The organism is Actinophytocola sediminis (assembly GCF_054779715.1).
In genome coordinates this window covers 279,685-303,876 of the sequence record NZ_BAAGXS010000017.1, presented here as the reverse complement: position 1 = coordinate 303,876, position 24,192 = coordinate 279,685, and the positions used below count along the sequence as shown (strand labels likewise).

Here is a 24,192-nt window from a genome sequence, read left to right as displayed (position 1 = left end):
TGGCGGCGGTGGGCGCCGACGGCGATCAGCTCTGCGGCCGAGGTGAGCAGGGTGAGGCTGGCGGTGGCCAGCGTGCGGCGGGCGGCGGCCATGGCGGTGCCGGCCCGCCGGTCGAGGGCGAGCGCGACGGCCGGTGCACCCAGGCCGGCCACCGCGACCGCGCTGACGAGCGTGCCCGCCGCTGCCGGCAGGATCGCCAGCTGGATGAGCACGGCCGCCACGATCACCAGTCCCGCGGTCAGTGGCGGGGTGAGGACCCGAGGGGTCAGGTCGCGCACGGTGTCCACGTCGTGTGCGAGCCCGTCCGCGCGTTGGGCGGGGACCAGGCGATGCCACAGGCGGACCCGGTGCTCGCCGGCCGCGCGGAAGGCGGCGTCGTGGGTGACCAGGCGCTCGACGTAGCGCAGCACGGCCCGGCCGAGACCGAACGCGCGCACGCCGACGACGGCCACCGACAGGGTGAGGATCGGTGGCTGTTGGGCGGCCTTGGCGATCAGCCAGGCCGAGGTGACGGTGAGCGCGACGCCGGCGATGAGCGCGGCCGCGCCGATGGCGGCGCCGGCGAGCAGCCGGGGTGTGTGCCGGGTGCGCAGCCGGGCGCGACCGGTGTCGGCCGGGATGTCGTTGGTGGCCCTGGTTTCCGGCGCCACGTTGTCCACAGTGGACTCAGTGGTGCGGTGGCTGGCGAGGATCACGGTGGCGCCGGCGGCGGCCGCGCGGTCGATGGCGGCCATCACCTGGCCCGCGGTTGCCGGGTCGAGGTGCGCGGTCGGCTCGTCGAGCAGCAGCAGAGTGGCGCAGGCGCAGCAGCGCGCGGGCGATGGCCACGCGCTGGCGCTCGCCGGTGGACAGGTCGGTAGTCGGCCGGTCGAGTAGGTGCTCGGCGGCGACCTGCGAGGCGACCTCGACGAGTTCCTGTCGGGACGGTTGGACTCGCGTGTCCGGAGCGTTGGACTCGCGGTCGGACAGGGACTGGGTGAGTTCGGTGGTGACGGTGGGGGCGGTGAGGGTGGGGTGTTGGGGGACCCAGGCGATGGTGTGGCGCCAGGCGTCCGGGTTGATGGTGTGCAGGGGGGTGTCGTTGATCGTCACGGTGCCGCTGGTGGGGGTGGTGTAGCCGAGGAGGGCGGCGAAGACGGTGGACTTGCCGGTGCCGCTCGGGGAGTTCAGGCGGGTGATCTCGCCGGGGCGGGCGGTGAAGGTGAGGGCGTCGGGGGCGCGGGTGTCGCGGCGGCGGACGGTAAGGGCGGTGACCTCGAGGTCGCCGGTGGGTGGGGTGGCGGTCGGGGGTGGGGTGGGGACGGGGAGGTCGGCGACGCGGCGGGCGGCTTCCAGGCCGTCCTCGGCGGCGTGGTGGGCGGCGCCGGCGGCGCGCAGCGGGGCGTAGCACTCGGGGGCCAGGAGCAGGACGAACAGGCCGACCGCCAGGGCGAGGTCGCCGCTGACCAGACGCAGGCCGATGACCACGGCGACCAGGGCCACCGACAGGGTGGCGATCAGCTCCAGCACCAGCGCGGAGGCGAACGCCAGCCGCAGGGTGTCCATTGTGGAGCGACGGTGGGCGTCGGCGACCGCGCGGATCACCGTGGCCTGCGCGGGCGCCCGGCCGAACGCGGTCAGCACCGGCAACGCCCGCACCAGCTCGCGGAACCGGCCGGACAGCCGGGCCGTGCTGTCGGCCGCGGCGGCCACCCGGTCGCGGGTGTGCAGGCCGACCAGCGCGGCGAACACCGGCACCAGCGGCAGGGTCAACGCGACCACCACGGCCGACGGCCAGTCGGTCACCAGCAGCACCGCGCCGACACCGAGCGGCAGCACCGCGACGTTGACCAGCGCCGGCAGGTAGCCGGTGAAGTAGTCGTCGATCGCGTCCAGGCCCCGGGTGGCGACCGTGGTCAGCTCGGCCGCGCCCGCCTCGGTGATCCACTCCGGACCGGCGGCCAGCGCGCGGTCGGTCAGCGTGGTGCGCAACTCCTCCTTGGCCCCGGCCGCCGCCCGCGCGGCGACGACCTGGGTGGCCCAGCCGAGCAGCGCGCGGGCGAGCACCGCACCGGCGAGCGCCCCCAGCCGCCCGCCGATGGGTGCCCCCGTCCCCCCGACGACATCGGCCAACACGCCGGCCAACGCCCACGCCTGCACGACCAGCGCCACCGCGTGTCCGGCCGCCAGCACACCGCACCAGACCAGCGCCCGCCTGGTCACGCCGGAGATCCACAGCGCGCTCATGGCGCGTGCACCTCGGGGATGTGCCGGGTGCCGATGCGCCTGCGGAACACCCAGTACGTCCAGCCCTGGTAGATCAGCACCGCCGGCGTGCCGAACGCGGCCACCCAGGTCATCACCGCCAGCGTGTACGGGCTCGACGCGGTGTCCGCGATGGACAGTGAGAACGCCGGGTCCACAGTGGAGGGCAGGACGTTCGGGTACAGCGCGCCGAACCAGGTGGCCACTGTGCCCGCGATCACCACGCCCAGCGCGGCGAACGCCTGCCCCTCCCGCCCGGCGGCCAGCCGCGACCACCCGAGCACCGCCGCTACCGCGACCACCGCCAGCGACGCCAGCGTCCACCCCGAACCCGCGCGCACCTGTACCACCAGCAACGTCAACGCCAACGGGGCCAACGCGAACGGCGCGATCCGCAGCGCCAGCGCCCTGGCCCGCACACGCACCGCGCCCTCGGTCTTGAGCGCGAGGAACACCGCGCCGTGCACCACCGCGAACCCCGCCACCGCCAGCGCGCCGACCAGCGTCTCCCAGCGCAGCGCCGCGAACGCCGAGCCGACCCGGTCACCGCTGGCGTCCAGCGGCAGCCCGAGCACGTTCCAGGACAACAACAACCCGACCCCGAGCGCGGCCACTGAGGACCCGGCCACGATCACCGCGTCCCACCCCGCCCGCCAGCGCGCGGAGTCGACCTTGCCCCGGTACTCGAACGCCACCCCGCGCCCGATCAGCGCCAGCAACACCAACAGCAGCGGCAGGTAGGCGGCACTGAACAAACTCGCGTACCAGCCGGGGAACGCCGCGAACGTCGCGCCGGCGGCGACGATCAGCCACACCTCGTTGCCGTCCCACACCGGGCCGATGGTGTTCACCAGCACCCGCCTGGTCGGCTCGTCGCGGCCCAGTACCCGCAGCAGCATGCCGACCCCGAAGTCGAAGCCCTCGAGGAACAGGTAACCCAGCCACAGCACGGCGATCAGCACGAACCACAGCGTCGCGAGATCCATGACACTCCCCGCTCAGTAGGCGAAGGACAGCACGTCGCCGTCCTTTGTGGACGATTCGGGTGGGTCGGCCGGCAGCACGCCGGCGATCCCGCCGCGCACGTACCGGCTGATCAGCACCACCTCGATCATCGCGAGCACGCCGTAGACCAGCGTCAGCGCGATCAACGAGGTCAGCACCTCGCCGACGGTCAGCGAGGACACCGCCTGCGCGGTGAACATCCACACACCGTCCACACCGGACGGATTGGGCGCGACGACGAAGGGCTGGCGGCCCATCTCGGTGAAGATCCAGCCGAAGCTGTTGCCGAGGAACGGCGTGGCGATGGCGCCGAGCGCGAGCCGGGGGAACCACCTGGTCCTGGGCACCCGGCCGCGCCTGGTCAGCCACCACACCACGACGCCGACCGCCGCCCCGGCCGCGCCGAAGCCGATCATCAGCCGGAAACCCCAGTAGGTGACCGGCAGGTTCGGCACGTAGTCGATCGGCTTGCCCGACAGCTCACCCAGCCGCTCGTCGACCGGGTAGAACTCGCCGTAGCGCTGCTGGTACTCCTCGACCAGGTCGTTGACCCCGCGCACCTCGCTGTCGACATCCCCGTTGGCCAGGAACGACAACAGCGCCGGCACGGTGATCGACTTGACGTTCTCACAGTCCGGACTGGACACGTCGCCGATCGCGAACACCGAGAACCCGGCCGGCTTCTCCGTGTGGCACAACGCCTCCGCCGAGGCCATCTTCATCGGCTGCTGTTCGAACATCAGCTTGGTCTGTAGGTCCCCGCTCACCGCGAGCCCGGCGAAGGCCACCGCGCCGACCACCGTCCCCAGCCGCAACGACGTCCGCCACACCGCACCGTCCGAAGAGGACCGCCACAGGTGCCAGGCCGCGATGCCGACCAGGAACGCCCCGGCCACCGCCAACGCACCGGCGATGGCATGCGGGAACGCCACCAGCACCGTCGAGTTCGACAGCACCGCCCAGATCGAGTTCAGCTGCGGCCGCCCGTCGACCAACTCCACCCCGACCGGGTGCTGCATCCACGAGTTCGCCGCCAGGATGAAGTACGCGGACACCACGGTGGCCAGCGAGAACGCCCACACACACGCCAGGTGCACCCGCTTGGGCAACCGGTCCCAGCCGAAGATCCACAACCCGAGGAACGTGGACTCCACGAAGAACGCGACCAGCCCCTCCATCGCCAGCGGCGCCCCGAACACGTCGCCGACGAAGCGGGAGTACTCGCTCCACGCCATGCCGAACTGGAACTCCTGGACGATCCCGGTGACCACGCCCATCGCGAAGTTGATCAGCAGCAGCTTGCCCCAGAACCTGGTCATCTTCAGGTAGCGCGGGTTCCCGGTGCGCACCCAGGCCGTCTGCATGCCGGCGACCAGCAGCGACAGGCCGATCGTCAACGGCACCATGAGGAAGTGGTAGACGGTGGTGATACCGAACTGCCAACGCGCGAGATCGAGTACGTCCACCCCACAACCCTGCGCCGAGGGCCGCACCTCCTGGCAGGTCCGCCGGTCCCGCCGGATCGGGACCTTGGTCCCGGGAAACGCCGGGTGGACACTGGACGGGTGAGCGCGCCGACCAGCACCCGCCGGCCGATCCAGCCGGGCACCCGGCTGTGGGACGAGACCGGCCTGATCACGTTCTCCCTGACCACCGGCGCGGCCTTCGCGTTACAGGTGATGCACCCGTCGGTCGGCGCGGTCGTCGGCGAGCACTCGGTGTTCCGCACCGACGCCATCGGCCGCGCCCAGCGCAGCATCGCCTCGGTGATGACCTGGGTGTACGGCGGCCAGGAGGCGCTGGCCGAGGCCGACCGGCTGCGCACGCTGCACGCCCCGCTGCGCACGACCGACGCCGACGGGGTGACCCACAACGCGCTGTCGTCCGGGCCGTGGGCGTGGATCCTGCTGACCGCGCCCTACGCGTTCACCACCGCGGCCAGGTACTTCTCCCGCCGGCCGCTGAGCACCGCCGACACCGAGGCCTACTACGCCGAGATCCAGCAGCTGATGCGCAACCTGCACGTGGTGGACAAGGAGATCCCGCCGACCTACGCCGACTACCTCGCCCGGTTCGCCGACGTGCTGGCCACCACCCTGGTCGCGCACCCGACGGCCTACGAGTTCCTGCGCGCCAGCCGCCGGGTGCCGCCGCCACTCGGCCTGCCGGTGGCGCTGGTCCCGCTGTGGCGAGCGGTGGCGTACCTGCCCGGTCGGCTGCAGTACTTCGTCACGGTCGGCACCCTGCCGCCGGCCGCCCGCGACATCCTCGGCCTGACCTGGACCGACCGCGACGAGCGGCGGTTGCGGCGGCTGGGCCGCGTGGTCGGCCGGGTGGTGCCGCTGCTGCCGGAGCGGCTGCGCTACTTCCCCATCGCCTACGAGGCACGGCGGGTGGAGCGGGCGCGCGGTGCCCTGCGACGGGTGCTCGAGCGCCGCCCGCGCTAGCTGTTGCCAGTTACTGGCAACAACCAGATATGCTCAACAGCATGTCGACGGTTCAGTACGTTCTGCCAGATATGCCCTACGACTACGGCGCGTTGGAACCCGCGATCACCGGGGAGATCCTGGAGCTGCACCACAGCAAGCACCACGCGGCGTACGTGAAGGGCGCGAACGACACGCTGGAACGTCTGGCCGAGACCCGCGACGCTGGCGACTTCTCCGGCCTGGTCGGCCTGGAGAAGACCTTCGCGTTCAACCTCTCCGGCCACGTGCTGCACACGATCTTCTGGGAGAACCTCTCCCCCGACGGCGGTGACCGCCCCGACGGCGAGCTGGCGGCCGCGATCGACGAGCATTTCGGCTCCTTCGACGGGTTCAGCAAGCAGCTGTCCACCGCGACCGCGTCCGTACAGGGCTCCGGCTGGGGCGTGCTCGCCTGGGAGCCGCTGTCCAGGCGGCTGGTCGTCGAGCAGGTCTACGACCACCACGGCAACATCGGCATGAACACCACCCCGCTGCTGGTGTTCGACGCCTGGGAGCACGCGTACTACCTGCAGTACCGCAACGTCCGCCCGGACTATGTCCAGCGGCTGTGGTCGCTGGTGAACTGGACGGACGTGACCCGCCGGTTCGACGCCGTACGCGCCGGGGACACCGGGATCATCGCGCCGGCGAGCTGACGCCGGCACCCAGACTGGCAGGTTGCCGCTCCGACAAGCCACGGCCTGCCACCGGGGAGGTGCTCGCCCGCGAGCGCCTCCCCGAACTACTGTCCGGCCCGCCGGTACTGGCCGGGCGCCACGCCGAACGCCCGCTTGAACGCCTTGGCGATGGCGAACTCCGAGCCGTAGCCGCAGCGGGCGGCCACCGTGCGCAGTGGCAGGTCGGACTCGCGCAGCAGCCGGGCCGCGGTGGTCAGCCGCCACCAGGTGAGGTAGGCCAGCGGCGGTTGCCGCAGGGTCGTGGTGAACCGCTTGGCGAACGCCGCCCTGGACATGCCGGCCGTCCTGGCCAGCGACTCGACGGTCCACTGGGTCTCCGGGTGCCGGTGGATCGCGCGCAGCGCCGCGCTGAGCGCCTGGTCGTGCAGGGCGCCGGCCCAGCCGGTGCTCGCCGGCTGCTCGTCCAGCCAGGCCCGCAGCACGTAGAGCAGCAACATGTCGATCAGCGCCGGCAGCGCCGCGCTCGTGCCCGCCCGGGGCGCGCGCAGCTCGTCGCCGAGCAGCTCCACCGCGCTGCGCAGCGACGGATGCGCGCCGACCCTGGCCGGCAGGTGGATGACCGCCGGCAGGTCGTCCAGCAGCGGGTGCCGGCGGACCTGGTCGAAGCTGTAGGACGCGCACAGCAGCTCGGTGACCGCGCCGGTACCGGCGATCCGCATCTCCTCGACCGGCGACTCCTCCGTCGGCTCCGGGCGCCAGTCGACCAGCGGCCGGTCCGGCTGGTCGGCGAGCGCGTGCCCGTCGCCGTGCGGGGTGAACACGACATCGCCGACACCCAGCTGGATCGGGTCCGCGCCGCCGGGGAACAGCCAGCAGCCGCCCTCGAGCACCACGTGCGCGCCCGCCGCGTCCCCGGCGTCGAACCGCACGCCCCACGGCGCCCGGCTCGACGAGCGGGCCGCGACCGGGCGGCCGGTGCGCATGACCGCGAGCACATCACTGAGCACATCCATGACCTGGACGATAGGACATTTTTCCAAGATTCCAAGCCATTCAGCGTCTTGTCGAAGCTTCCTAGGCTCGTCGTCATGACATTCCACGTTGTGGTCGGCGCCGGTCCGACCGGCCAGGCCGCCGCCATCGAGTTCGCCACCACCGGGGACGACGTCGTCGTGCTCACCCGGCGCGGCACCGGCCCCACCCACCCCCGCGTCACCCTGGTGGCCGGCGACGCCACCGACGCCTCCCTGCTGACCTCGCTCGCCACCGGCGCCGCGTCGATCGTCAACTGCGCCGCACCGGCCTACGACCGGGTGGCCGAGGACACCCCGCCGCTGGCCAACGCGCTGCTCGCCGCGGCGGCCAGCACCGGCGCGGGCTATGTGAACCTGAGCAACAGCTACGGGCTCGGCCCGGTCGACGGCCCGATGACCGAGGACCTGCCCATGCGGCCGACCACGATCAAGGGCCGGGCGCGGGCGGACATGTTCACCGCCGGCATGACCGCGCACCTGGCGGGCGAGCTCCGCTTCACCGAGGTCCGCCCCGGCGACTTCCTCGGCGCGGCCGCGGTGTCGATGTTCAACCTGATGGTGGCGCCCGCGCTGCTGGCCGGCCAGCCGGTGGTCTTCCCGGGCGACCTGGACGTGGCGCACAGCTGGGCCTATGTCGGCGACGTCGGCCGCGCGCTGGCCACGATCGCGCGGGACCCTCGGTCCTGGGGCCACGCCTGGCATCCGCCGACGGTGTCCGAGGCGCCGCTGCGTGTGGTGGCCAACCGGTTGGCCGAGCTGGCCGGCCTGCCGGCGCCGAGGATCGAGCCGATGTCCGCGGTGGCGCTGCACCAGGCGGCGCTGGCCGACCCGATCACCGCCGAGACCCTCGAGACGCAGTACCTGTACCTGCGACCGGCGGTCCTGGGCACCGCGCACACCGCGCGCACGTTCGGGCTGACGCCCACGCCGCTGGACGACGTGCTGCGGGAGACCGCCGCGAACCTCACACCGGCAGGTCGCTGAAGTCCCAGAAGCGCAGCCGGCCCTGGTCGTCGCCCGCGGCCAGGGTCCGGCCGTCCGGGCTGAACGCGAGGCTGGTGACCTCGCCGTCGGCGAACCCGGTGAGCCGGGCGACCGGCTCGACCCCGGTGTCGGTCACCCGGAGCAGGTGCACCCGTTGGTTCTCCGGCACGGCGACCAGGTCGCCGTCCTGGCTGATCACCGGCGAGACGTAGGTCGCCGCGGGCGAGTCGAGCGACAGGGTGTCGAGCCGTTGCCGGCGGGTCAGGTTCCAGAACTCCAGCTCACGGGGGATGCCGACGCTGTCCGGCGCGGCGCCGCCGATGAGCAGGGTGGCGTCCGCGCTCAGCGCGACCGGGCGGTGCAGGTGGTCGAACCGGTCGATCGCCTTGGTGGTGGTGCCGTTCCACACGACCACGTGGCTGTCCCCGTCGACCACCTGGACACACACCGCGACCAACATGCCGCCGCGGTTCACCGCGATGGCCTCGATCGCGCCGGGAGCCCGGACCAGCCGGCGCAGACTCGGCGTTACCGAATTCCATTCCTGCAGGTACCCGGTGCCCGTTCCGCTGACCACCATGCCGGTACCCGGACGGAAGACCAGGGTGGTCAGGCCGTCGGTGTCCAGCGTGCCAAGCGAACGGAAAGTGGCCATGTCCCAGAACCGGATCTCGTAATCGTAGGTGCCGGTCACCAGAATCCGCCCGTCCGGACTGAACGCCGTCGGAATGCCGGCGTCCGGCAGCACCGCCACTTCTTCCTTGCGGCCGACGTCCCAAATTCTCGTGGTCGACTCGTGCGCCTCGTTTCCGGAGGTCACCACGAACCTGCCGTCCGGGCTGTAGACGATTTCCGCGAGGCCCCAGACACCGTGGTGGTCGGTGTCGAGCACCGTCGGGTGGGCGAACTCGACGGTGCTCGCCGCCCATTCGATCCCGTGCGCCGCGCTGGCCCCGGGAATCGGCGCCGAGGCCGGGGCGAGCAGCGCGACGACGGCGATGATCACGGCCACCCGCACGGCCGCCGTCGACCACCGGCCCCGGTCCGCGGCCGGTGCCCGCCGACGCGGCAGGCGCACCGTCGCCGTGCCGATGTCGGTGCCGCGCAACTGGTTGAGGAGTTCGAAGACGAACGCCGCCGCGTGTTCGGCGGCCTTCGGCTGCCAGTGGCGGTCGTCGGCGACGTTCTTGCCGGTGAGCAGATCGGAGATGCCGCGCACGATCAGCGCGTCGACCCCGGAATTGACATAGGCGCAGTAGAGAAAGCCGTGCCCCTCCATCTCGACGGCGACCGCGTCGTCGCAATACCGGTCGAGCAGCTCGGCCACCTGGGAGCCCTTGTGCGCGATCACCTTGGCGCCGGCGACCACGGGTTTGACGATCGCGGCCGGCGTCGAGTCCGCGCCGCCCCGAATACGTCGCGCCCACGCGCCCTGCCGGACAATGGCATTCGACCGCTGCACGAGCCGGTGGGCCGAGGCATAGGATCTCGTCCGCGGAATGTAACCGTGCTCGGTGTCTTTTCCGGACTCGTAGTCGTAAACCCAGTTGGCGACCACGACATCGCCGAGCTCCACGTCTTTTCGACCACCGGCGACACCGACGAAGAAGACCACTTCCGGCGCGAACAAGGAAATGGCCCGTTCCAGCTCGACACCGGCCGACGTGTTGCCCGCACCGGTCTCCACCAGCACGACTTTCCAGGTGTCCAACTCGCCGAAAAATGTGCCGACCTCGTACAGGGTGCCGCGTTCCTCCCGTTCGACGAGCGAACCGTCGAGATGTTCACGAACCGCGCGGTATTCCATCGGAAGGGCAGTACAGATCACCACGACAGGGTTATCACGCCGGAACCCTCGGGGCACGACACAAAGATACCGGAATGTCCATGGCCCACCACCGGTGGGGAAATTCAGCGCACCGCGTCGGCCACGGCCGCGGCCGCGGCGATCACTCGCGGCCCGACCACCGCGCCGTCGAGTTCGTGGAAGGTGATCACGCCGACGCTGGCCCGCAGACCGGGCACACCCCTGACCGGGGCCGCGATACCCGACGCGCCCGGCTGCAGCTCACCGGTGGTGGCCAGCCAGCCGGGGTCCTCGTCGCGCAGGCCGATGGCCTTGCCGGCCGCGCCCCGGCGCAGCGAGTGCCGGGTGCCGACCCGGTAGGCGACGTGATAGGTCGTCCAGGACGGCTCGGTCACCGCGATGGCCTGCGCCTCGTCCCCGTCGGCCACGGTCAGGTGCGCGGTGGCGCCGATCGCCTCGGCCAGCTCGCGCAGCGCCGGCATGGCGGCCAGGCGCAGCTGCGGGGTCACCCGCGCGGCCAGCCGCAGCAGCCCGAGACCCAGCCGGACCTTGGAGCCGTCCCGGCGCACCAGGCCGCGCTCGGCGAGCGGGACCAGCAGCCGGTAGACCGCCGCCCGGCTGGCGCCGATGGCGGTGGCCAGCTCGCTGATCGTCGGCGCCTCCGACTCGGCGTCGGCCACCGCCTGCAGCAGGGCCAGGCCGCGATCCAGGGTCAGCGAGCTCTCCCGCCCGGCCGACGCGGCCTGCGGACGCGGCGTCGGGGCGATCGGGCGGATCGGCCTGGACACCCCGCTCAGTCCTCGGCCGGCAGCACCGTGCCGGCGACCTCGGCGATGCCGACCACCGTGCCCTCCTCGCCGGGCGCCTGCGCGGTGATCACCACGGTGTCGCCGTCCTCGAGGAAGGTCCTGGTCGAGCCGTCGGCCAGGGCGATCTGTTCCCGGCCGCCCCAGGACAGCTCGAGGAAGCAGCCGCGCTGGGTCTTCTCCGCGCCGGAGACCGTGCCGGAGGCGAACAGGTCGCCCGGCCGGACGATCGCGCCGTTGACCGTCATGTGCGCGAGCTGCTGGGCGCACGAGTAGGCCATGTCGGCGAACTGCGGGCGGGAGACCACCGTGTCGTTCCAGGAGATCGCCAACCGCAGGTCCAGCCCCCACGGCGGGTCCTCGACCAGGTAGGGCAGCCGGGGATGGCCGGGGTCGGGCACCGGGACCCTGGCGACGGCCAACGCGTCCAGCGGGGTGACCCAGGCCGAGACCGACGTGGCGAACGACTTGCCGAGGAACGGGCCGAGCGGCTGGGACTCCCAGCCCTGGATGTCGCGCGCGGACCAGTCGTTGACCAGCACGACGCCGAAGATGTGCTCGGCCACGTTCGCGGTCGGCACCCGCCGGGCGACCGGGCCGCCGCAGACGAAGCCGACCTCGGCCTCGACGTCGAGCCGGCCGGTCGGGCCGAAGTGCGGCAGCGGGTTGCCCCGCCGCTGGCCGTGCGGGCGGACCACGTCGGTGCCGGAGACCACGATCGTGCTGGACCGGCCGTGGTAGCCGACCGGCAGGTGGGTCCAGTTGGGCAGCAGGGGTTCGCCGTCTGGCCGCATGATCCGGCCGACGTTCTCCGCGTGGTGGCGCGAACAGTAGAAGTCGACGTAGTCGCCGACGGTGAACGGCAGGCGGGTGCGCAGGCCGGCCAGCGGCAGCAGCTGGGCGCCCGCCGGCTTGCCGGTGCCGGTGACCAGGTCGGTCAGCCGGGCACGCAGCTCGCTCCACTCGGCGCGGGTCGCGGCCAGCAGCGGGTCCAGCGAGGTGCCGGTGACCAGCGCGGCGAGGTCACCGAGCTCGTCGGCGACGGTGGGCAGCGGAAGGGCGTGATCGCCCAACCGCACCGCGACCCTCGGCCCGGTCCCGTCGTCGACCACCCCGTAGGGCAGGGTCTGCGGCCCGAATGGCTGGTCGCCGGCAAATGCCGGATCGTGAACCCAGGAGCCGCTCACAGCAGTGCCCATCGTTCGCTCCGCTCCGCCGCTAACACGCCGTCTTCCCTCGTCCGCTGCTCGGCGCTGACGCGCCTGCGCTGCTCCTCAGTCCAGACGGCGCACGCGGCTCCGCTCCCGCTCACAGCAAGCCCAGCTCCTCGAGATCGGTCACCGGGTCGGTCAGCGAGCAGGACCCGTAGGAGGCGAACATGCTGCGCACGGCCAACTGCTCGTCCTCGGTCAGGTTCCCCGCCTCGGTCGCCAGCGCCTTGCCGTCGGTGGCCTCCAGCGCCTCGTGCACCTCCGGCCCGACCCCGCCGGCGATCAGCCGCGCGGTGGCGATCAGCAGGTTGAGGAACCCGTGGTGGGTGAACCCGGTTTCCTCGTCGGTGTGCCGAACGGCGTTGTGCAGGCCCGCGGTCGCCTTGAACGACGCGTTGCCCTCGTTGATCACCCCGAGGAAGTCGACCACCTCGGTCACGCTCGGGAAGTTCTGCTCGGACACCCCACCGCAGCGGATCTTGGGCCAGCTGCCGTGCCCGATCACCCGCCGGATGCCGTCCAGCCAGCCGGCCCCGCCGCGCCGGGGCTCGATCACCCGGATCACGTCCTCGGGCACGAACTCCGAGACCCGCTCCAGCCACACCTCGTCCACGTCGGAGGGCGCCGGCATCTCGACCATCCGCAGCGCGAGCAGCTCCGCCCGGGACTCGACGATCGACAACGCCTTCGGCACACCACCCAACCCGGTATCGATGACCAGCGACAACTCCACCGGACGCGGCGGCTTCGCCTTGATCAGGTCAGTGATCAACTCCGGCAGCCGGGACGCGGGACACAGAAACAACCCGACCAGATCGGAGCGATCGTTGGTTCTGCCGTCGAGGTGCAGCCGGATCGCGTCCGGCATCGGGGCGTTGCCGGGCGGGAACAGTGCGGCGTCGTCGACGAGTCGCGCGAGTAGGGGAGGAACATCGCGTTGACCTTGCGGGGGCACGGGTGCGGCGCTTGACACGGCTGACACGCTAGTAGCGTATCGCCAACTGAACAAAGACGTTCGACATGCGAACACTTCGGAGGGGGTAATGCCGTACTACCGCCGCGTGGGAGAAATCCCCCGAAAGAGGCATACACAGTTCCGTTCACCGGACGGCGGGCTGTACGCCGAGGAGCTGATGGGCGTCGAGGGCTTCTCCGCCGACTCCGCCCTGCTCTACCACCGGCACCTGCCGACAGCCATCGTGAACGCCGAGGCCGTGACCGATCGCCGGGGTCAGCTCACCCCCAACCACCCGCTGAAACCCCGGCACTTCCGCAGCCAGGACCTCAAGCAGGACAGCCAGCCGGCCACCGACGCGGTGACCGGCAGGCGGACGCTGCTCGGCAACAGCGACGTGACCATCTGCTTCGTCGTCGCGGCCACGCCCAGCCCGCTGTACCGCAACGCGATCGGTGACGAGCTGCTCTACGTCCAATCCGGTTCGGCGACGGTCGAAACGGTGTACGGCGCCATGGAACTCACCGATGGTGACTACCTGGTGCTGCCCACCTCGACCACCCACCGGGTCCTGCCGCACGTCGAGACCCGGCTGTTCGTCCTGGAGGCCCGCGGCCACATCGGCCCGCCAAAGCGCTACCTGTCGGCCAAGGGCCAGTTCCTGGAGCACGCCCCGTACTGCGAACGCGACCAGCGCGGCCCGACCGAGCCGCTGCACGCCGAGGGCACCGACGTGCCGGTGCTCGTCCGCCACCGCGCCGGGCTGACCAGGATGACCTACGCCAATCACCCGTTCGACGTTGTCGGCTGGGACGGCTGCCTCTACCCGTGGGCGTTCAACATCCGCGACTTCGAGCCGATCACCGGCCGGGTGCACCAGCCACCGCCGGTGCACCAGACCTTCGAGGGCCCCAACTTCGTGGTGTGCTCGTTCTGCCCGCGCAAGGTCGACTACCACCCGCTGGCGGTCCCGGTGCCCTACAACCACGCGAACGTGGACTCCGACGAGCTGATGTTCTACGTCGGCGGCGACTACGAGGCACGCAAGGGCTCCGGCATCGGGCTCGGCTCGCTGTCGTTGCACCCCTCCGGCTTCACCCACGGTCCGCAGCCGGGCGCGGCCGAGGCGTCGCTGGGCGCGGAGCGGTTCGACGAGACCGCGGTCATGGTCGACACCTTCCGCCCGCTGGAACTCGGCGAGGGCGCGATCGACTGTGAGGACTCGGCGTACGCATGGTCGTGGTCCGGACGTGGCCCGGAAGGGTGAATTCACCGCCGCGATTGTCACGACCAGTTATCCCCGTGAAACGGCACGCTGCCGCGTACCGATTGTCCTGACATGCTGCCCGAGAAGATCGGCAGCTTCAGGATTGGGGAATTCCGTTGCACTGGAGTCGTGGGCACGTGCGCCCGAAATCCGGCCGGGTGGCCGGGCTGCTCGCCGTCTGCCTGACCGCCGGGGTACTCACCACGACGGTCTCCTCGCCGGGCGTCGCGGCCGCCGCGGTGCCATCGGGGTTCACCGACTCGGTGGCGCTCAGTGGCCTGACCAACCCGACCAACGCCGCGTTCGCGCCGGACGGCCGGGTGTTCGTCACCGAGAAGAGCGGCCTGCTCAAGACCTATGACTCGATCGCGGACACCTCCGCGACGGTCGCCGCCGACCTGCGGCCCCGGGTGCAGGACTTCTGGGACCGCGGCCTGCTCGGCCTGGCGATCGACCCGGCCTACCCGGCCCGGCCGTACGTGTACCTGCTCTACACCCTGGACGCCGTGCCCGGCGGCACCACGCCCGAGTGGGGCGACGCCTGCCCGACCCCGCCCGGCCCGACCGAGGACGGCTGCGTGGTCACCGGGCAGCTGTCCCGGCTGACCGTCGGCCAGAACGGCGTGGCGACCGGCGCCGAGAAGATCCTGCTGACCGACTGGTGCCAGCAGTTCCCGTCGCACTCGATCGGCACCGTGGCCTTCGGGCCAGACGGCGCGCTCTATGTCGGCGGCGGTGACGGCGCCAACTTCAACTCCGCCGACTGGGGCCAGCGCGGCAACGCGTGCGCCGACCCGCCGAGCCAGCAGGGGGTGAACCTGAGCCCGCCGACGGCCAAGGGCGGCGCGCTGCGCTCGCAGTCCCCGCGCCGAGCGGTCGAGGAGCCGGTCACGCTGGACGGCACGATCAGCCGGATCGACCCGGACACCGGCGCGGCCATGGCGGGCAACCCGTTCGCGGCCAGCCCGGACGCCAACGCCCGCCGGGTCATCGCCTACGGCCTGCGCAACCAGTTCCGGTTCGCCTTCCGCCCCGGCACGAACGAGATCTGGGCCGGGGACGTCGGCTGGGTCACCTGGGAGGAGATCAACCGGATTCCCAACGCCACGGACAACGTGGCGGAGAACTTCGGCTGGCCATGCTACGAGGGCAGCGCGCGCCTCGCCGGCTACGACAACGCCAACCTCGACGTGTGCGAGTCGCTCTACGCCGGCGCCGGCCAGTCAACGCCGTACCACGCCTACAACCACAGCGCGAACGTCGCGCCCAACGACGGCTGCCCCACCGGCGGCTCGTCGATCAGCGGCGTCGCGTTCGAGACGACCAGCAGCTACCCGGCCGCCTACGACGGTGCGCTGTTCTTCGCCGACAGCTCGCGCGGCTGCATCTGGGCCATGCGCGCCGGGTCGAACGGCCTGCCGAACCCGAGCACCATCGTGCCGTTCGTGACCGGCGTGAACGTGCCGGTGCAGGTGCTCACCGGTCCCGGCGGCGACCTGTTCTACGTCGCCCTCGGCGCCGGCCAGCTGCGCCGGGTGAGCTACCCGGGCGGGGCGAACCTGGCGCCGACCGCGGTGGCCACCGCCAACCCGACCAGCGGCACGGTGCCGCTGACCGTCGAGTTCAGCGGCCTCGGCTCGGCCGACCCGAACCCCGGTGACCAGCTGAGCTACGCCTGGGACCTCGACGGCGACGGCCAGTACGACGACTCGACCGCCGACCGTCCACAGTGGACCTATCAGACGCCGCAGGCGGTGGACGTCGGCCTGCGGGTGACCGACCAGGGCGGGTTAGTCGACACCAACACCGTGCGGATCACCGCCGGCATGCCCAGCCAGAACCCGGTAGCCACGATCGACGACCCGACGACCGCGCTGCGCTGGGCGGTCGGCCAGACCGTGCCGTTCAGCGGCGGTGCCTCCGACGCACAGGACGGCCCGTTGCCGGCCTCGGCGCTGCACTGGCAGCTGACCCTGCAGCACTGCACCAGCGAGACCAGCTGTCACGCGCACAACGTGCAGGCCTTCCCCGAGGTCGACGCCGGCAGCTTCGTCGCGCCCGACCACGAGTACCCCTCGTTCCTCGACCTGACCCTCACCGCCACCGACTCGGACGGCAACACCGGCTCGACGACCGTGCGCCTCGACCCGAAGACAGTGAACCTGACGTTCACCTCGAACCCGTCGGGCGCACAGCTGACCGTCGGCACGGTCACCCAGGCCGCGCCGTACACCCGCACGGTGATCGTCGGCTCGAACAACTCGGTCAGCGCGCCCAGCCCGCAGAATCTGACCCTCGGCCTGCGGTTCCGGTTCACCAGTTGGTCCAACGGCGGCGCGCAGAGCCACAACTTCGTCGCCCCGGCGACCGCGACGACCTACCGGGCGAACTACCAGCTCTGCCTGTTCAGCTGTTGATCACCGCAGATCAGCGACTATCACCTTCGACCCGAGTTAGGCTAGCCTTACTCACGTGACCGACCGACCACCGATCCCGGGACCGGGTGAGCGCGCCAGGACCATCGCCGCGCGCGGCCCGGCAACCCTGCTGCCACCGCTGCCGAGCGTGCCGCCGGTCGCGCCGGCGGGGCAGCTGGATCGGGTCACGCCGGTGCTGCACCACGTGCACACGGACGCCTCGGTGACCGTGCTGCTGCCGGCCGGCCACGCGCTGGCCGCGGACGCACCGGTGACCACGATGATCGAGCTGGTCGACCTGGCGCCGGTGTCGCTGCGCGAGCCGGTGCGCGGGCTGCTGTGGATCACCGGGCAGCTCCGGCTGCTGACCGACGCCGCGGCCCGCACGCAGGCCGTTGAGCTAGCCGGCGAGCGGCCGGACCCCCGGCTGCTCGACCTCGGGCACGGCGCGGTGATGTTGACCATGGAGCCGCTGTCGATGGTGGTCGCCGACGCGGACGGCACCCATCCGGTGACCCCGGCGGAGTTCGCCGCCGCCGCGCCGGACCCGTTCTGCCACGAGGAGGCCGGCTGGCTGCGCCATCTCGAGCTGTCCCACACCGAGGTGCTGCACACCATGCGCCGCCACCTGCCAGAGCAGCTGCGCGGCGGTCACCTGCGCCCGCTCGGCCTCGACCGGTTCGGGCTGCGACTGCGGGTGGAGGCGATCGAGGGCGACCACGACGTGCGGCTGGCGTTCGAGCGGCCGATCGGCACGGCGACCGAGCTGTCGGTTGAGCTGCGGCGGCTGGTCGGCTGCCCGTTCCTGGCCAGCCAGTCCGGTGGCCAGGCAGCGTCCTGACCGCGTCCTGACCGCGTGATCAGGCCAGCTCTGGTGGGAAGCCGCCGGTGGCGATCGGGCCCCAGCGGGTGATGGTCACCCGGATCAGGCACTTGCCCTGCCGGCGCATGGCCTCGCGGTACTCGTCCCAGTCCGGGTGCTCGCCGGAGATCACCCGGAAGTACTCGACCAGCGGCTCCAGCGCCGCCGGCAGGTCGAGGACCTCGGCGGTGCCGTCCACCTGCACCCACGCGCCGTTGAAGTCGTCGGAGAGCACCAGCACCGACACGTCGGGGTCGCGGCGGGCGTTGATCACCTTGGCCCGTTGCGGGTAGGTCGAGATGACCACGCGGCCCTGCGCGTCCAGTCCGCAGGTCACCGGCGACAGCTGCTTGCCGCCGCCTGCGCGGCCGGTGGTCAGCACGGCGTGGTGGCGGGGGCGGATGAAGTCGTTGAGGGCCGCCCGGTCGACCCGGTCGGACGTCGCGATTCGTGGCATCCGGCCACTGTACGACTGCCGGTAGCGTGCCGCCCGTGATCTCCTTGCGAGCCTGGCTGACGCCGCCTCGGCCGACCGCGCCGGTGACCGATCCCGGCGAACGGCGGGCGATCGTCGTCGAGCTGGTGATCGTCTTCACCATCACGCTCGGCATGTCCGGGTTGCGCAGCCTGCTGTCGTTGCTGGACGCGTTGCTGCGGCCGGAGTCGCTCGGCGACCAGCAGGTCGCCATCAACGTGCGCCAGGCCCAGGCCGAGCTGATCGACCTGCTGCGCCAGCTGCTCAGCGCGACGCAGCTGTTCGCCTGGGGCGCGCTCGGGCTCTACCTGCTGTGGCGGGCCGGGATCCGGTTGCGCGCGGTCGGGCTCGACCGGGACCGGCCGGGCGCGGACACGCTCGGCGGGGTCGGGTTGGCCGCGCTGATCGGGATTCCCGGGCTCGGGCTGTACTTCCTGGCCAGGGCCATCGGCGCGAACCTGACCGTGCTGCCGTCGACGCTGGACGACACCTGGTGGCGGCCGATCGTGCTGACGATCGCGGCGGCGGCCAACGCGTGGGCCGAGGAGGTGCTGGTCGTCGGCTACCTGATCACCCGGCTGCGCCAGCTCGGGCTCGGGGAGAACGGGTCGCTGGTGTTCTCGGCCGTGCTGCGCGGCTCCTACCACCTCTACCAGGGCTTCGGCGGGTTCGTCGGGAACGTGGTGATGGGCCTGGTGTTCGGCCGGGTCTGGCAGCGCACGAACCGGCTCTGGCCGCTGGTCATCGCACACACGCTGCTGGACGTGGTGGCCTTCGTCGGCTATGCGTTACTGCGCGGCACCGTGTCGTGGCTGCCCTAGCAGGCAGAATGGAGTCCGATGGGCGATCTGGCGGAGTACCGCAAGAAGCGTGACCCGGCCCGCACCCCGGAGCCGGTGCCGGGCGACGGCGCCCTGCCCGTCGGCGACAACGACACGTTCGTCATCCAGGAGCACCACGCCAGCAGCCTGCACTGGGACGTCCGGCTCGAACGCGACGGCGTGCTGGTGTCCTGGGCGGTGCCAAAGGGCCTGCCGGACGTGCCCGGCGACCTCCGACTCGCCGTACACACCGAAGACCACCCGATCGAGTACGCGACGTTCTCCGGAGTGATTCCGAAGGGCGAGTACGGCGCCGGCCGGATGGAGATCTGGGACCGCGGTCACTACGAGACGATCAAGTGGTCCGAGCGCGAGGTCGCGGTGGTCTTCGCCGGCGAGCGGGCCAGGGGGCGGTACACGTTCTTCCGCAGCGGCCGCGACGGCCGGAACTGGATGGTCCGCCGGTCCGAGCCGCCGGCCGACCCCGCGTTCGTCCGCCTGCCGGAAACCGTCGAGCCGATGCTGGCCTCACCCGGGACGCTGCCGACCGGGGAGGCCGACGAGTGGGCCTACGAGTTCAAGTGGGACGGGGTGCGCGCGCTGGCCAGGGTCGAGGGCGGCCGGCTGGAGCTGTACTCCAGGAAGGGCAACGACATCACCGTCACCTACCCGGAGCTGCGGCTGCTCGGCGAGGAGCTCGGCGCGACCCAGGTGTGGCTCGACGGGGAGATCGTGGCGCTGGTGGACGGCCGGCCGAGCTTCGCCGCGCTGCAGCAACGCATGCACGTGCACAACGATCGGCAGGCGCGCACCCTGGCCGCTTCGGTGCCGGTGACCTACCTGGTCTTCGACGTGCTCCACCTCGACGGCCGCTCCTGCCTCGACCTGCCGCACGCCCGCAGGCGTGCGTTGTTGGAGGCCCTCGAACTGCGCGGGCCGGCGTGGAACACCTCCCCCAGCTTCGTCGGCGACGGGCCCGCGGTGGTGGCGACCGCGCGGGAGCAGGAGTTGGAGGGCGTGATCGCCAAACGCCGGTCGTCGCGCTACTACCCGGGCAGGCGATCGGCCGACTGGGTGAAGATCACCGAAGTGCTCACCCTCGAGGTGCTCATCGGCGGCTGGCGCCCGGGCGAGGGCAGGCGCACCGGCATGATCGGCTCGCTGATGGTCGGCGTGCCGACCGACGACGGCGTGCGGTACGTGGGCCAGGTCGGCACCGGCTTCACCGACGAGGCGCTGAGCCTGTTGCACGAGCGGCTGACCCCGTTGGTGCGGCGGACATCGCCGTTCGTCGACGAGGTTCCCAGGGAGCGGGCGAAGGGCGCGACCTGGGTGTCGCCGGAGGTGGTCGGCGAGGTCGTGTTCCGCAACTGGACGCCGGACGGGCGGTTGCGCGCGCCGTCGTGGCGAGGGCTGCGGTCGGACAAGGACCCGGCCGACCTCGAGCCCGAGGCCGTGCCCGGCGCCGAGCCGACCGAGGAGGTGCCCCGCCCGATGGCCGAGCCCCAGCAACAGAACGTGCTCGTCGAGGTCGACGGCAAGCGGCTTCGCTTGTCCAATTTGGACAAGGTGCTGTACCCGGAGTCGAGCTTCAGCAAGGCGCAGGTGATCGACTACTACAGCCGGGTGGCGCCGGTGCTGCTGCCGCACCTGCGCGACCGCCCGGTGACGCTGCGCCGGTGGCCCGACGGGGTGACCGCGCAGCCGTTCTACGAGAAGAACGCCGCCCGCGGCGCGCCGGAGTGGATCCGGACGGTGCGCCTGGAGACCCCCGGCAGCACCCGCGGCAACGAGACCCTGGACTTCGTGCTGCTCAACGATCTGCCGTCCCTGGTGTGGTCGGCCAACATGGCGGCACTCGAACTACATATTCCACAATGGACAGTCAAAGAGGACGGCACGAGACAGACCCCGGACCTGCTGATCTTCGACCTGGACCCCGGCCCGCCGGCGACCATCGTCGAATGCTGCCGGGTGGCCGTCCAACTACGCGAGGTGCTCGCGGAACACGGCCTGACCGCGGTGGCGAAAACCAGCGGCGCCAAGGGAATGCAGCTGTACGCGCCGATCACGACCACGGCCGTCGAGCGGACCTCGGAGTACGCCAAGGCGGTGGCCGAACACCTGGCCCGCGCGGACCCGGACCTGATCGTCGCCAGGATGGCGAAGGACCTGCGCCCACGCAAGGTGTTCATCGACTGGAGCCAGAACAACCGCTACAAGACGACAATCGCGCCGTACTCCCTGCGCGGCCGGACGACCCCGACGGTCTCCACCCCGATCACCTGGGCCGAGGTGGAACGCTGCCGCCGACCGAGCGACCTGGTGTTCACCGCCGAGGCCGTACTCGACCGAATCGACCAGCACGGCGACCTGCTCGCCGGCCTACACATCGACGACCGACCAACACTACCCGAGATTTCCTGATTATCATCAGGAAATTGTGACCCCAGGCCCGACTGTCGACGCTTTTGCCAGCCGGGTTAAACAGCGCCTGATCATGCACAGCCTTGGTACCGTCAGCGTGCTAGCCGATTTACGGTCGGACACCTGGGGTGGGATATGCCAGAGGGGTACACCGTCGGACTCGCCGCGTTCAGTGGCGCTGGGGATGCCATCGGCAATGCCGTACAGCACTACGGCGGACTCGCCGACGAACTCGAACAACACATCAGGACGTTACGCGACAACCAGGCGCTCACCGGCGGCTTCGGCGTCACCGGACATTTTCAGATCCTGCTCGCCGAGTTCGGCCGCGAATGGCTCACCACGATGGACCAGTTCGTCGTCGAGGAACGGGCGTTCGTCGAGTTTCTGAAGGGTTTCGCCACCCGGTTGGCGCAGACGCAGGATGGTTATCGCCTCGCCGAACTGCGCCATGCGGAGAACTTCGAGAACATCAGTCGATCCATCAGTGAGCGGTGAGCGCCGTGGCCTCGTCGAACGGGCCGCAGCCGGATCACCCACTGGTGACCGGATTGGACCAGGCCTTCACCGGACGCGGCGGTAACGCGCCCGCGCTCGTGGGCTGGCTGGAGTACCTCGCGAACCCGGAGGAGAACCAGGGGCCCCGGGTGCTGGAACTCGTTGACGGGTCGGCGATCGAGTCCAGCGGGAAGCCGCATCCGAACGTCGGCGGCCAGGTGCTGGAGCGGTCAGTGCTTCGCGACCTCACCCTGGACCGGTTCTTCGCGCACGCGAGTGTGCTGTCCGGCCAACGGATCGGCACCGTTACCGAGGACGGCGAGATCGCCAACAGTCAGCAACTCGGCGACACCTTCGACCTGATCGAGGAAGCCTTTCTGAAGAAGCATCCCGAATCGACCCGCCCGGACCACAGTGTCGACGTGTGGCGGGACATCAATGTCAAGATCAACGCGGTGGTATCCCGGGAGAACTGGGACAGCGGCGCCGCCGACAACGCGCGGGACCGCTACTCGACGATGGTCCAGTGGTACGAAAACCATCGAAATCTTGGCCTGACGGCCATGAACGAGTTTCTGGTGAAGTTCGCCGCCATCATTCTCAAGGCGAGAGCGGACATCAACGAGCTCATGGGAAAGACGGTCACGATACTGAACAACGCGGCCGCGGACACCACCCAGGGGGAGATCGAGTTCGCGGTGTCCGCGCTCGACAAGATCCTCAACGTCGTGCTCAACCTGCCGAAGACGGCAGCCGACGCCACCCTGCTCGTCAGCGACGCGATCAAGAACGCCATGACTCCGGCGACGAAGTCCTCGCAGGACTCCGGTTTCGGCATCGATCCCAGCGACCTGCGGCTCGGCTACTACCGCATGTTCGAGTCGTTCATCGAGGCTGGGGACAAAGTCTGTTGGGAAGCCGCCGGCGCGGTGGCCACATTGGTCACCGACGCCGAGAACGGCCTGTTGTTCGTTCGGCGACACTGGGTATCCGCTCCCCGGTGGCCGGGGTGACGCGCCCGAACCGGGTCGCCGCCTGGCAGGTGGCGCTGGTCGTCGCGCTGCTCGGGGCCGCCTGTACCGAGGACGAGCCGCCGCCGCCCGATCCTGACCGGTCGACGGCCGCGCCGATCGTGATCGAGGCGAAAGCGTTGTGGCAGGGCAGCACCGGGCGGCGACAAACACCCCCGAAAGTGGAGATCCGGGGCGACTCCGTACTGATTTTCGGCAACACCGCCGACGAACTGAATCGGCAGCTGCTCGTCGCGGACGCCGATACCGGTGACCCACGCTGGCGGATCGACCAGCTGATGAACCTCCCTGGCCGCACCGATCGGCGGCTCGGCTTCACGCCGAGAAACCTGACCATCGTGGGCACCGCGACCGACTGGTCGGTGTTCGTTCCCTACCTGACGAACGACGACCAGCCCGGGATCGCGCGGCTGGCCGGCGGCGACGGGACAGTCCTGGCGGACTTCCCGGTGCGGGTCGAGGCACCACAGACACCGACAACCCACGAGGTGGTGGCCGCCAACGACCAGTTCGTCGTCAGCGGTGGCCGCACGGTCACCGGGCCCCGGCGCACCCAGGTCGCCGCCACCGACGCCGCGACCGGCCGCCGGCTGTGGGAGACGACCGGCATCTGGCCGCAGTTCGTCGTCGGCGACACCCTGGTCGCCCAGGCCGGCAGGGAGGTCGGCGCCGCGCCGGAGGACCCGGACCCGTTCGCCGACTCGACCGTGATCGGGCTGGACGTGACCACCGGGAAGCGGCGGTGGGACCTCGCCACCCGCTATCCCACGCTGAAGGTGTTCGCGGTGCTGGGTGCGGTCGCCATCGCCAGCCAACAGTCGAGCCGACCCGACCGGACGGCCAGGTTCGTCATCGACGTTCACTCTGGCGAGACGATCGCGGAGCTCGGCGATGGCGGCGCCTGCGTGTCCGATCAGCGGCGGCTGATCAGCTGCACCACCGACAGGTCCGACGAACTGGTCGTGTTCGACGTCGCCGACCGCACGACCACGCGCGTCACCGTCCCCGACGCGCGCCAACTCCGCGCCGCCTGGCACGGCTACCTGCTGTTCGGGGACAACCGCGTGGTCGACGGCACCGGCAGGCTGGTCACCGACGACCTGCCCGGCTCGGTCATCGCCATGTCCGAGGACCACGTGGTCCTCTACGGCGCCACCGGCAACGACTACGCCGTCCACCGGCGCCTCCCCGGCCCGACCGAGTCGAGCCGACCGCCGCGTTGACCAGGTCACACCATTACGC

The 24,192-nt window shown here is 71.1% G+C and carries 20 protein-coding genes and 1 pseudogene; 11 read left to right on the top strand and 10 right to left on the bottom strand.

Annotated features, from left to right (window positions below):
* The 4 genes and pseudogenes from ACYVIP_RS10320 to ACYVIP_RS10305 all read right to left on the bottom strand — a co-directional run.
* Nucleotides 1-734 (bottom strand): annotated as a pseudogene (locus tag ACYVIP_RS10320) (glutathione/cysteine ABC transporter permease/ATP-binding protein); the annotation flags it as partial.
* On the bottom strand, nucleotides 667-2,226 hold the full coding sequence (cydD, locus tag ACYVIP_RS10315) for a thiol reductant ABC exporter subunit CydD (protein WP_460394534.1): 1,560 nt from the start codon (nucleotides 2,224-2,226) through the stop codon (nucleotides 667-669). The pseudogene ACYVIP_RS10320 and the gene cydD, both read right to left, overlap by 68 nt.
* Nucleotides 2,223-3,230 carry a cytochrome d ubiquinol oxidase subunit II gene (cydB, locus tag ACYVIP_RS10310; RefSeq protein WP_460394533.1) on the bottom strand — a complete coding sequence of 336 codons (1,008 nt, stop codon included), beginning with the start codon at nucleotides 3,228-3,230 and terminating at the stop codon, nucleotides 2,223-2,225. The genes cydD and cydB overlap by 4 nt, the downstream gene beginning before the upstream one ends.
* A 12-nt stretch (nucleotides 3,231-3,242) precedes the next feature.
* On the bottom strand, nucleotides 3,243-4,715 hold the full coding sequence (locus tag ACYVIP_RS10305) for a cytochrome ubiquinol oxidase subunit I (RefSeq protein WP_460394531.1): 1,473 nt from the start codon (nucleotides 4,713-4,715) through the stop codon (nucleotides 3,243-3,245).
* Between the two features lie 99 nt (nucleotides 4,716-4,814).
* On the opposite strand from ACYVIP_RS10305, the gene ACYVIP_RS10300 reads away from it, so the two are divergent.
* Nucleotides 4,815-5,696, top strand: a complete 882-nt coding sequence (locus ACYVIP_RS10300; protein ID WP_460394529.1) for an oxygenase MpaB family protein — start codon at nucleotides 4,815-4,817, stop codon at nucleotides 5,694-5,696.
* A 41-nt stretch (nucleotides 5,697-5,737) separates the two neighbouring features.
* A complete protein-coding gene (locus ACYVIP_RS10295; RefSeq protein WP_460394527.1) occupies nucleotides 5,738-6,373 on the top strand; it encodes a superoxide dismutase in 636 nt (211 codons plus the stop codon).
* Between the two features lie 86 nt (nucleotides 6,374-6,459).
* On the opposite strand, the gene ACYVIP_RS10290 is transcribed toward ACYVIP_RS10295, so the two are convergent.
* On the bottom strand, nucleotides 6,460-7,368 hold the full coding sequence (locus ACYVIP_RS10290; RefSeq protein WP_460394525.1) for an AraC family transcriptional regulator: 909 nt from the start codon (nucleotides 7,366-7,368) through the stop codon (nucleotides 6,460-6,462).
* Nucleotides 7,369-7,443: 75 nt separating this feature from the next.
* Here ACYVIP_RS10290 and ACYVIP_RS10285 point away from each other — a divergent pair, with 75 nt between their 5' ends.
* A complete protein-coding gene (locus tag ACYVIP_RS10285) occupies nucleotides 7,444-8,373 on the top strand; it encodes an NAD-dependent epimerase/dehydratase family protein (RefSeq protein ID WP_460394523.1) in 930 nt (309 codons plus the stop codon).
* On the opposite strand, the gene ACYVIP_RS10280 is transcribed toward ACYVIP_RS10285, so the two are convergent.
* The 4 genes from ACYVIP_RS10280 to ACYVIP_RS10265 all read right to left on the bottom strand — a co-directional run bounded on the left by ACYVIP_RS10280 (nucleotide 8,354) and on the right by ACYVIP_RS10265 (nucleotide 13,170).
* Nucleotides 8,354-10,201 (bottom strand): phosphorylase family protein, encoded by a 1,848-nt coding sequence (locus tag ACYVIP_RS10280; RefSeq protein ID WP_460394521.1) that lies wholly within the window; start codon nucleotides 10,199-10,201, stop codon nucleotides 8,354-8,356. The genes ACYVIP_RS10285 and ACYVIP_RS10280 overlap by 20 nt on opposite strands.
* Nucleotides 10,202-10,284: 83 nt before the next feature.
* Nucleotides 10,285-10,968, bottom strand: coding sequence for a helix-turn-helix domain-containing protein (locus ACYVIP_RS10275; protein ID WP_460394519.1), 684 nt, complete (start codon nucleotides 10,966-10,968; stop codon nucleotides 10,285-10,287).
* Nucleotides 10,969-10,973: 5 nt separating this feature from the next.
* Complete coding sequence (gene fahA, locus ACYVIP_RS10270; RefSeq protein ID WP_460394517.1) at nucleotides 10,974-12,185, bottom strand: fumarylacetoacetase; 1,212 nt, start codon at nucleotides 12,183-12,185, stop codon at nucleotides 10,974-10,976.
* A 109-nt stretch (nucleotides 12,186-12,294) separates the two neighbouring features.
* Nucleotides 12,295-13,170, bottom strand: a complete 876-nt coding sequence (locus tag ACYVIP_RS10265) for a hypothetical protein (protein WP_460394570.1) — start codon at nucleotides 13,168-13,170, stop codon at nucleotides 12,295-12,297.
* A gap of 70 nt (nucleotides 13,171-13,240) precedes the next feature.
* On the opposite strand from ACYVIP_RS10265, the gene ACYVIP_RS10260 reads away from it, so the two are divergent.
* The 3 genes from ACYVIP_RS10260 to ACYVIP_RS10250 all read left to right on the top strand — a co-directional run bounded on the left by ACYVIP_RS10260 (nucleotide 13,241) and on the right by ACYVIP_RS10250 (nucleotide 17,677).
* Nucleotides 13,241-14,419 carry a homogentisate 1,2-dioxygenase gene (locus tag ACYVIP_RS10260; protein WP_460394515.1) on the top strand — a complete coding sequence of 393 codons (1,179 nt, stop codon included), beginning with the start codon at nucleotides 13,241-13,243 and terminating at the stop codon, nucleotides 14,417-14,419.
* A gap of 137 nt (nucleotides 14,420-14,556) precedes the next feature.
* The gene (locus ACYVIP_RS10255) at nucleotides 14,557-16,836 is read left to right on the top strand and encodes a PQQ-dependent sugar dehydrogenase (RefSeq protein ID WP_460394514.1); all 2,280 of its coding nucleotides are present in this window, start codon (nucleotides 14,557-14,559) and stop codon (nucleotides 16,834-16,836) included.
* Between the two features lie 55 nt (nucleotides 16,837-16,891).
* Nucleotides 16,892-17,677: a DUF2470 domain-containing protein gene (locus ACYVIP_RS10250; RefSeq protein WP_460394512.1), complete on the top strand. Its 786-nt coding sequence runs from the start codon at nucleotides 16,892-16,894 to the stop codon at nucleotides 17,675-17,677.
* A 19-nt stretch (nucleotides 17,678-17,696) separates the two neighbouring features.
* Here ACYVIP_RS10250 and ACYVIP_RS10245 read toward each other — a convergent pair whose 3' ends face one another.
* On the bottom strand, nucleotides 17,697-18,155 hold the full coding sequence (locus tag ACYVIP_RS10245) for a PPOX class F420-dependent oxidoreductase (protein ID WP_460394510.1): 459 nt from the start codon (nucleotides 18,153-18,155) through the stop codon (nucleotides 17,697-17,699).
* Nucleotides 18,156-18,190: 35 nt separating this feature from the next.
* On the opposite strand from ACYVIP_RS10245, the gene ACYVIP_RS10240 reads away from it, so the two are divergent.
* The 5 genes from ACYVIP_RS10240 to ACYVIP_RS10220 all read left to right on the top strand — a co-directional run bounded on the left by ACYVIP_RS10240 (nucleotide 18,191) and on the right by ACYVIP_RS10220 (nucleotide 24,173).
* The gene (locus ACYVIP_RS10240; protein WP_460394508.1) at nucleotides 18,191-18,994 is read left to right on the top strand and encodes a CPBP family intramembrane glutamic endopeptidase; all 804 of its coding nucleotides are present in this window, start codon (nucleotides 18,191-18,193) and stop codon (nucleotides 18,992-18,994) included.
* 18 nt (nucleotides 18,995-19,012) lie between these two features.
* Nucleotides 19,013-21,421 (top strand): DNA ligase D, encoded by a 2,409-nt coding sequence (gene ligD, locus ACYVIP_RS10235; RefSeq protein ID WP_460394506.1) that lies wholly within the window; start codon nucleotides 19,013-19,015, stop codon nucleotides 21,419-21,421.
* A gap of 135 nt (nucleotides 21,422-21,556) precedes the next feature.
* Nucleotides 21,557-21,919 carry a hypothetical protein gene (locus ACYVIP_RS10230; protein ID WP_460394504.1) on the top strand — a complete coding sequence of 121 codons (363 nt, stop codon included), beginning with the start codon at nucleotides 21,557-21,559 and terminating at the stop codon, nucleotides 21,917-21,919.
* A gap of 44 nt (nucleotides 21,920-21,963) precedes the next feature.
* Nucleotides 21,964-22,932, top strand: a complete 969-nt coding sequence (locus ACYVIP_RS10225; RefSeq protein ID WP_460394502.1) for a hypothetical protein — start codon at nucleotides 21,964-21,966, stop codon at nucleotides 22,930-22,932.
* The gene (locus tag ACYVIP_RS10220; protein WP_460394500.1) at nucleotides 22,929-24,173 is read left to right on the top strand and encodes an outer membrane protein assembly factor BamB family protein; all 1,245 of its coding nucleotides are present in this window, start codon (nucleotides 22,929-22,931) and stop codon (nucleotides 24,171-24,173) included. Before ACYVIP_RS10225 ends, ACYVIP_RS10220 begins: the two co-directional genes overlap by 4 nt.
* The last annotated feature ends 19 nt before the right edge of the window (nucleotides 24,174-24,192 follow it).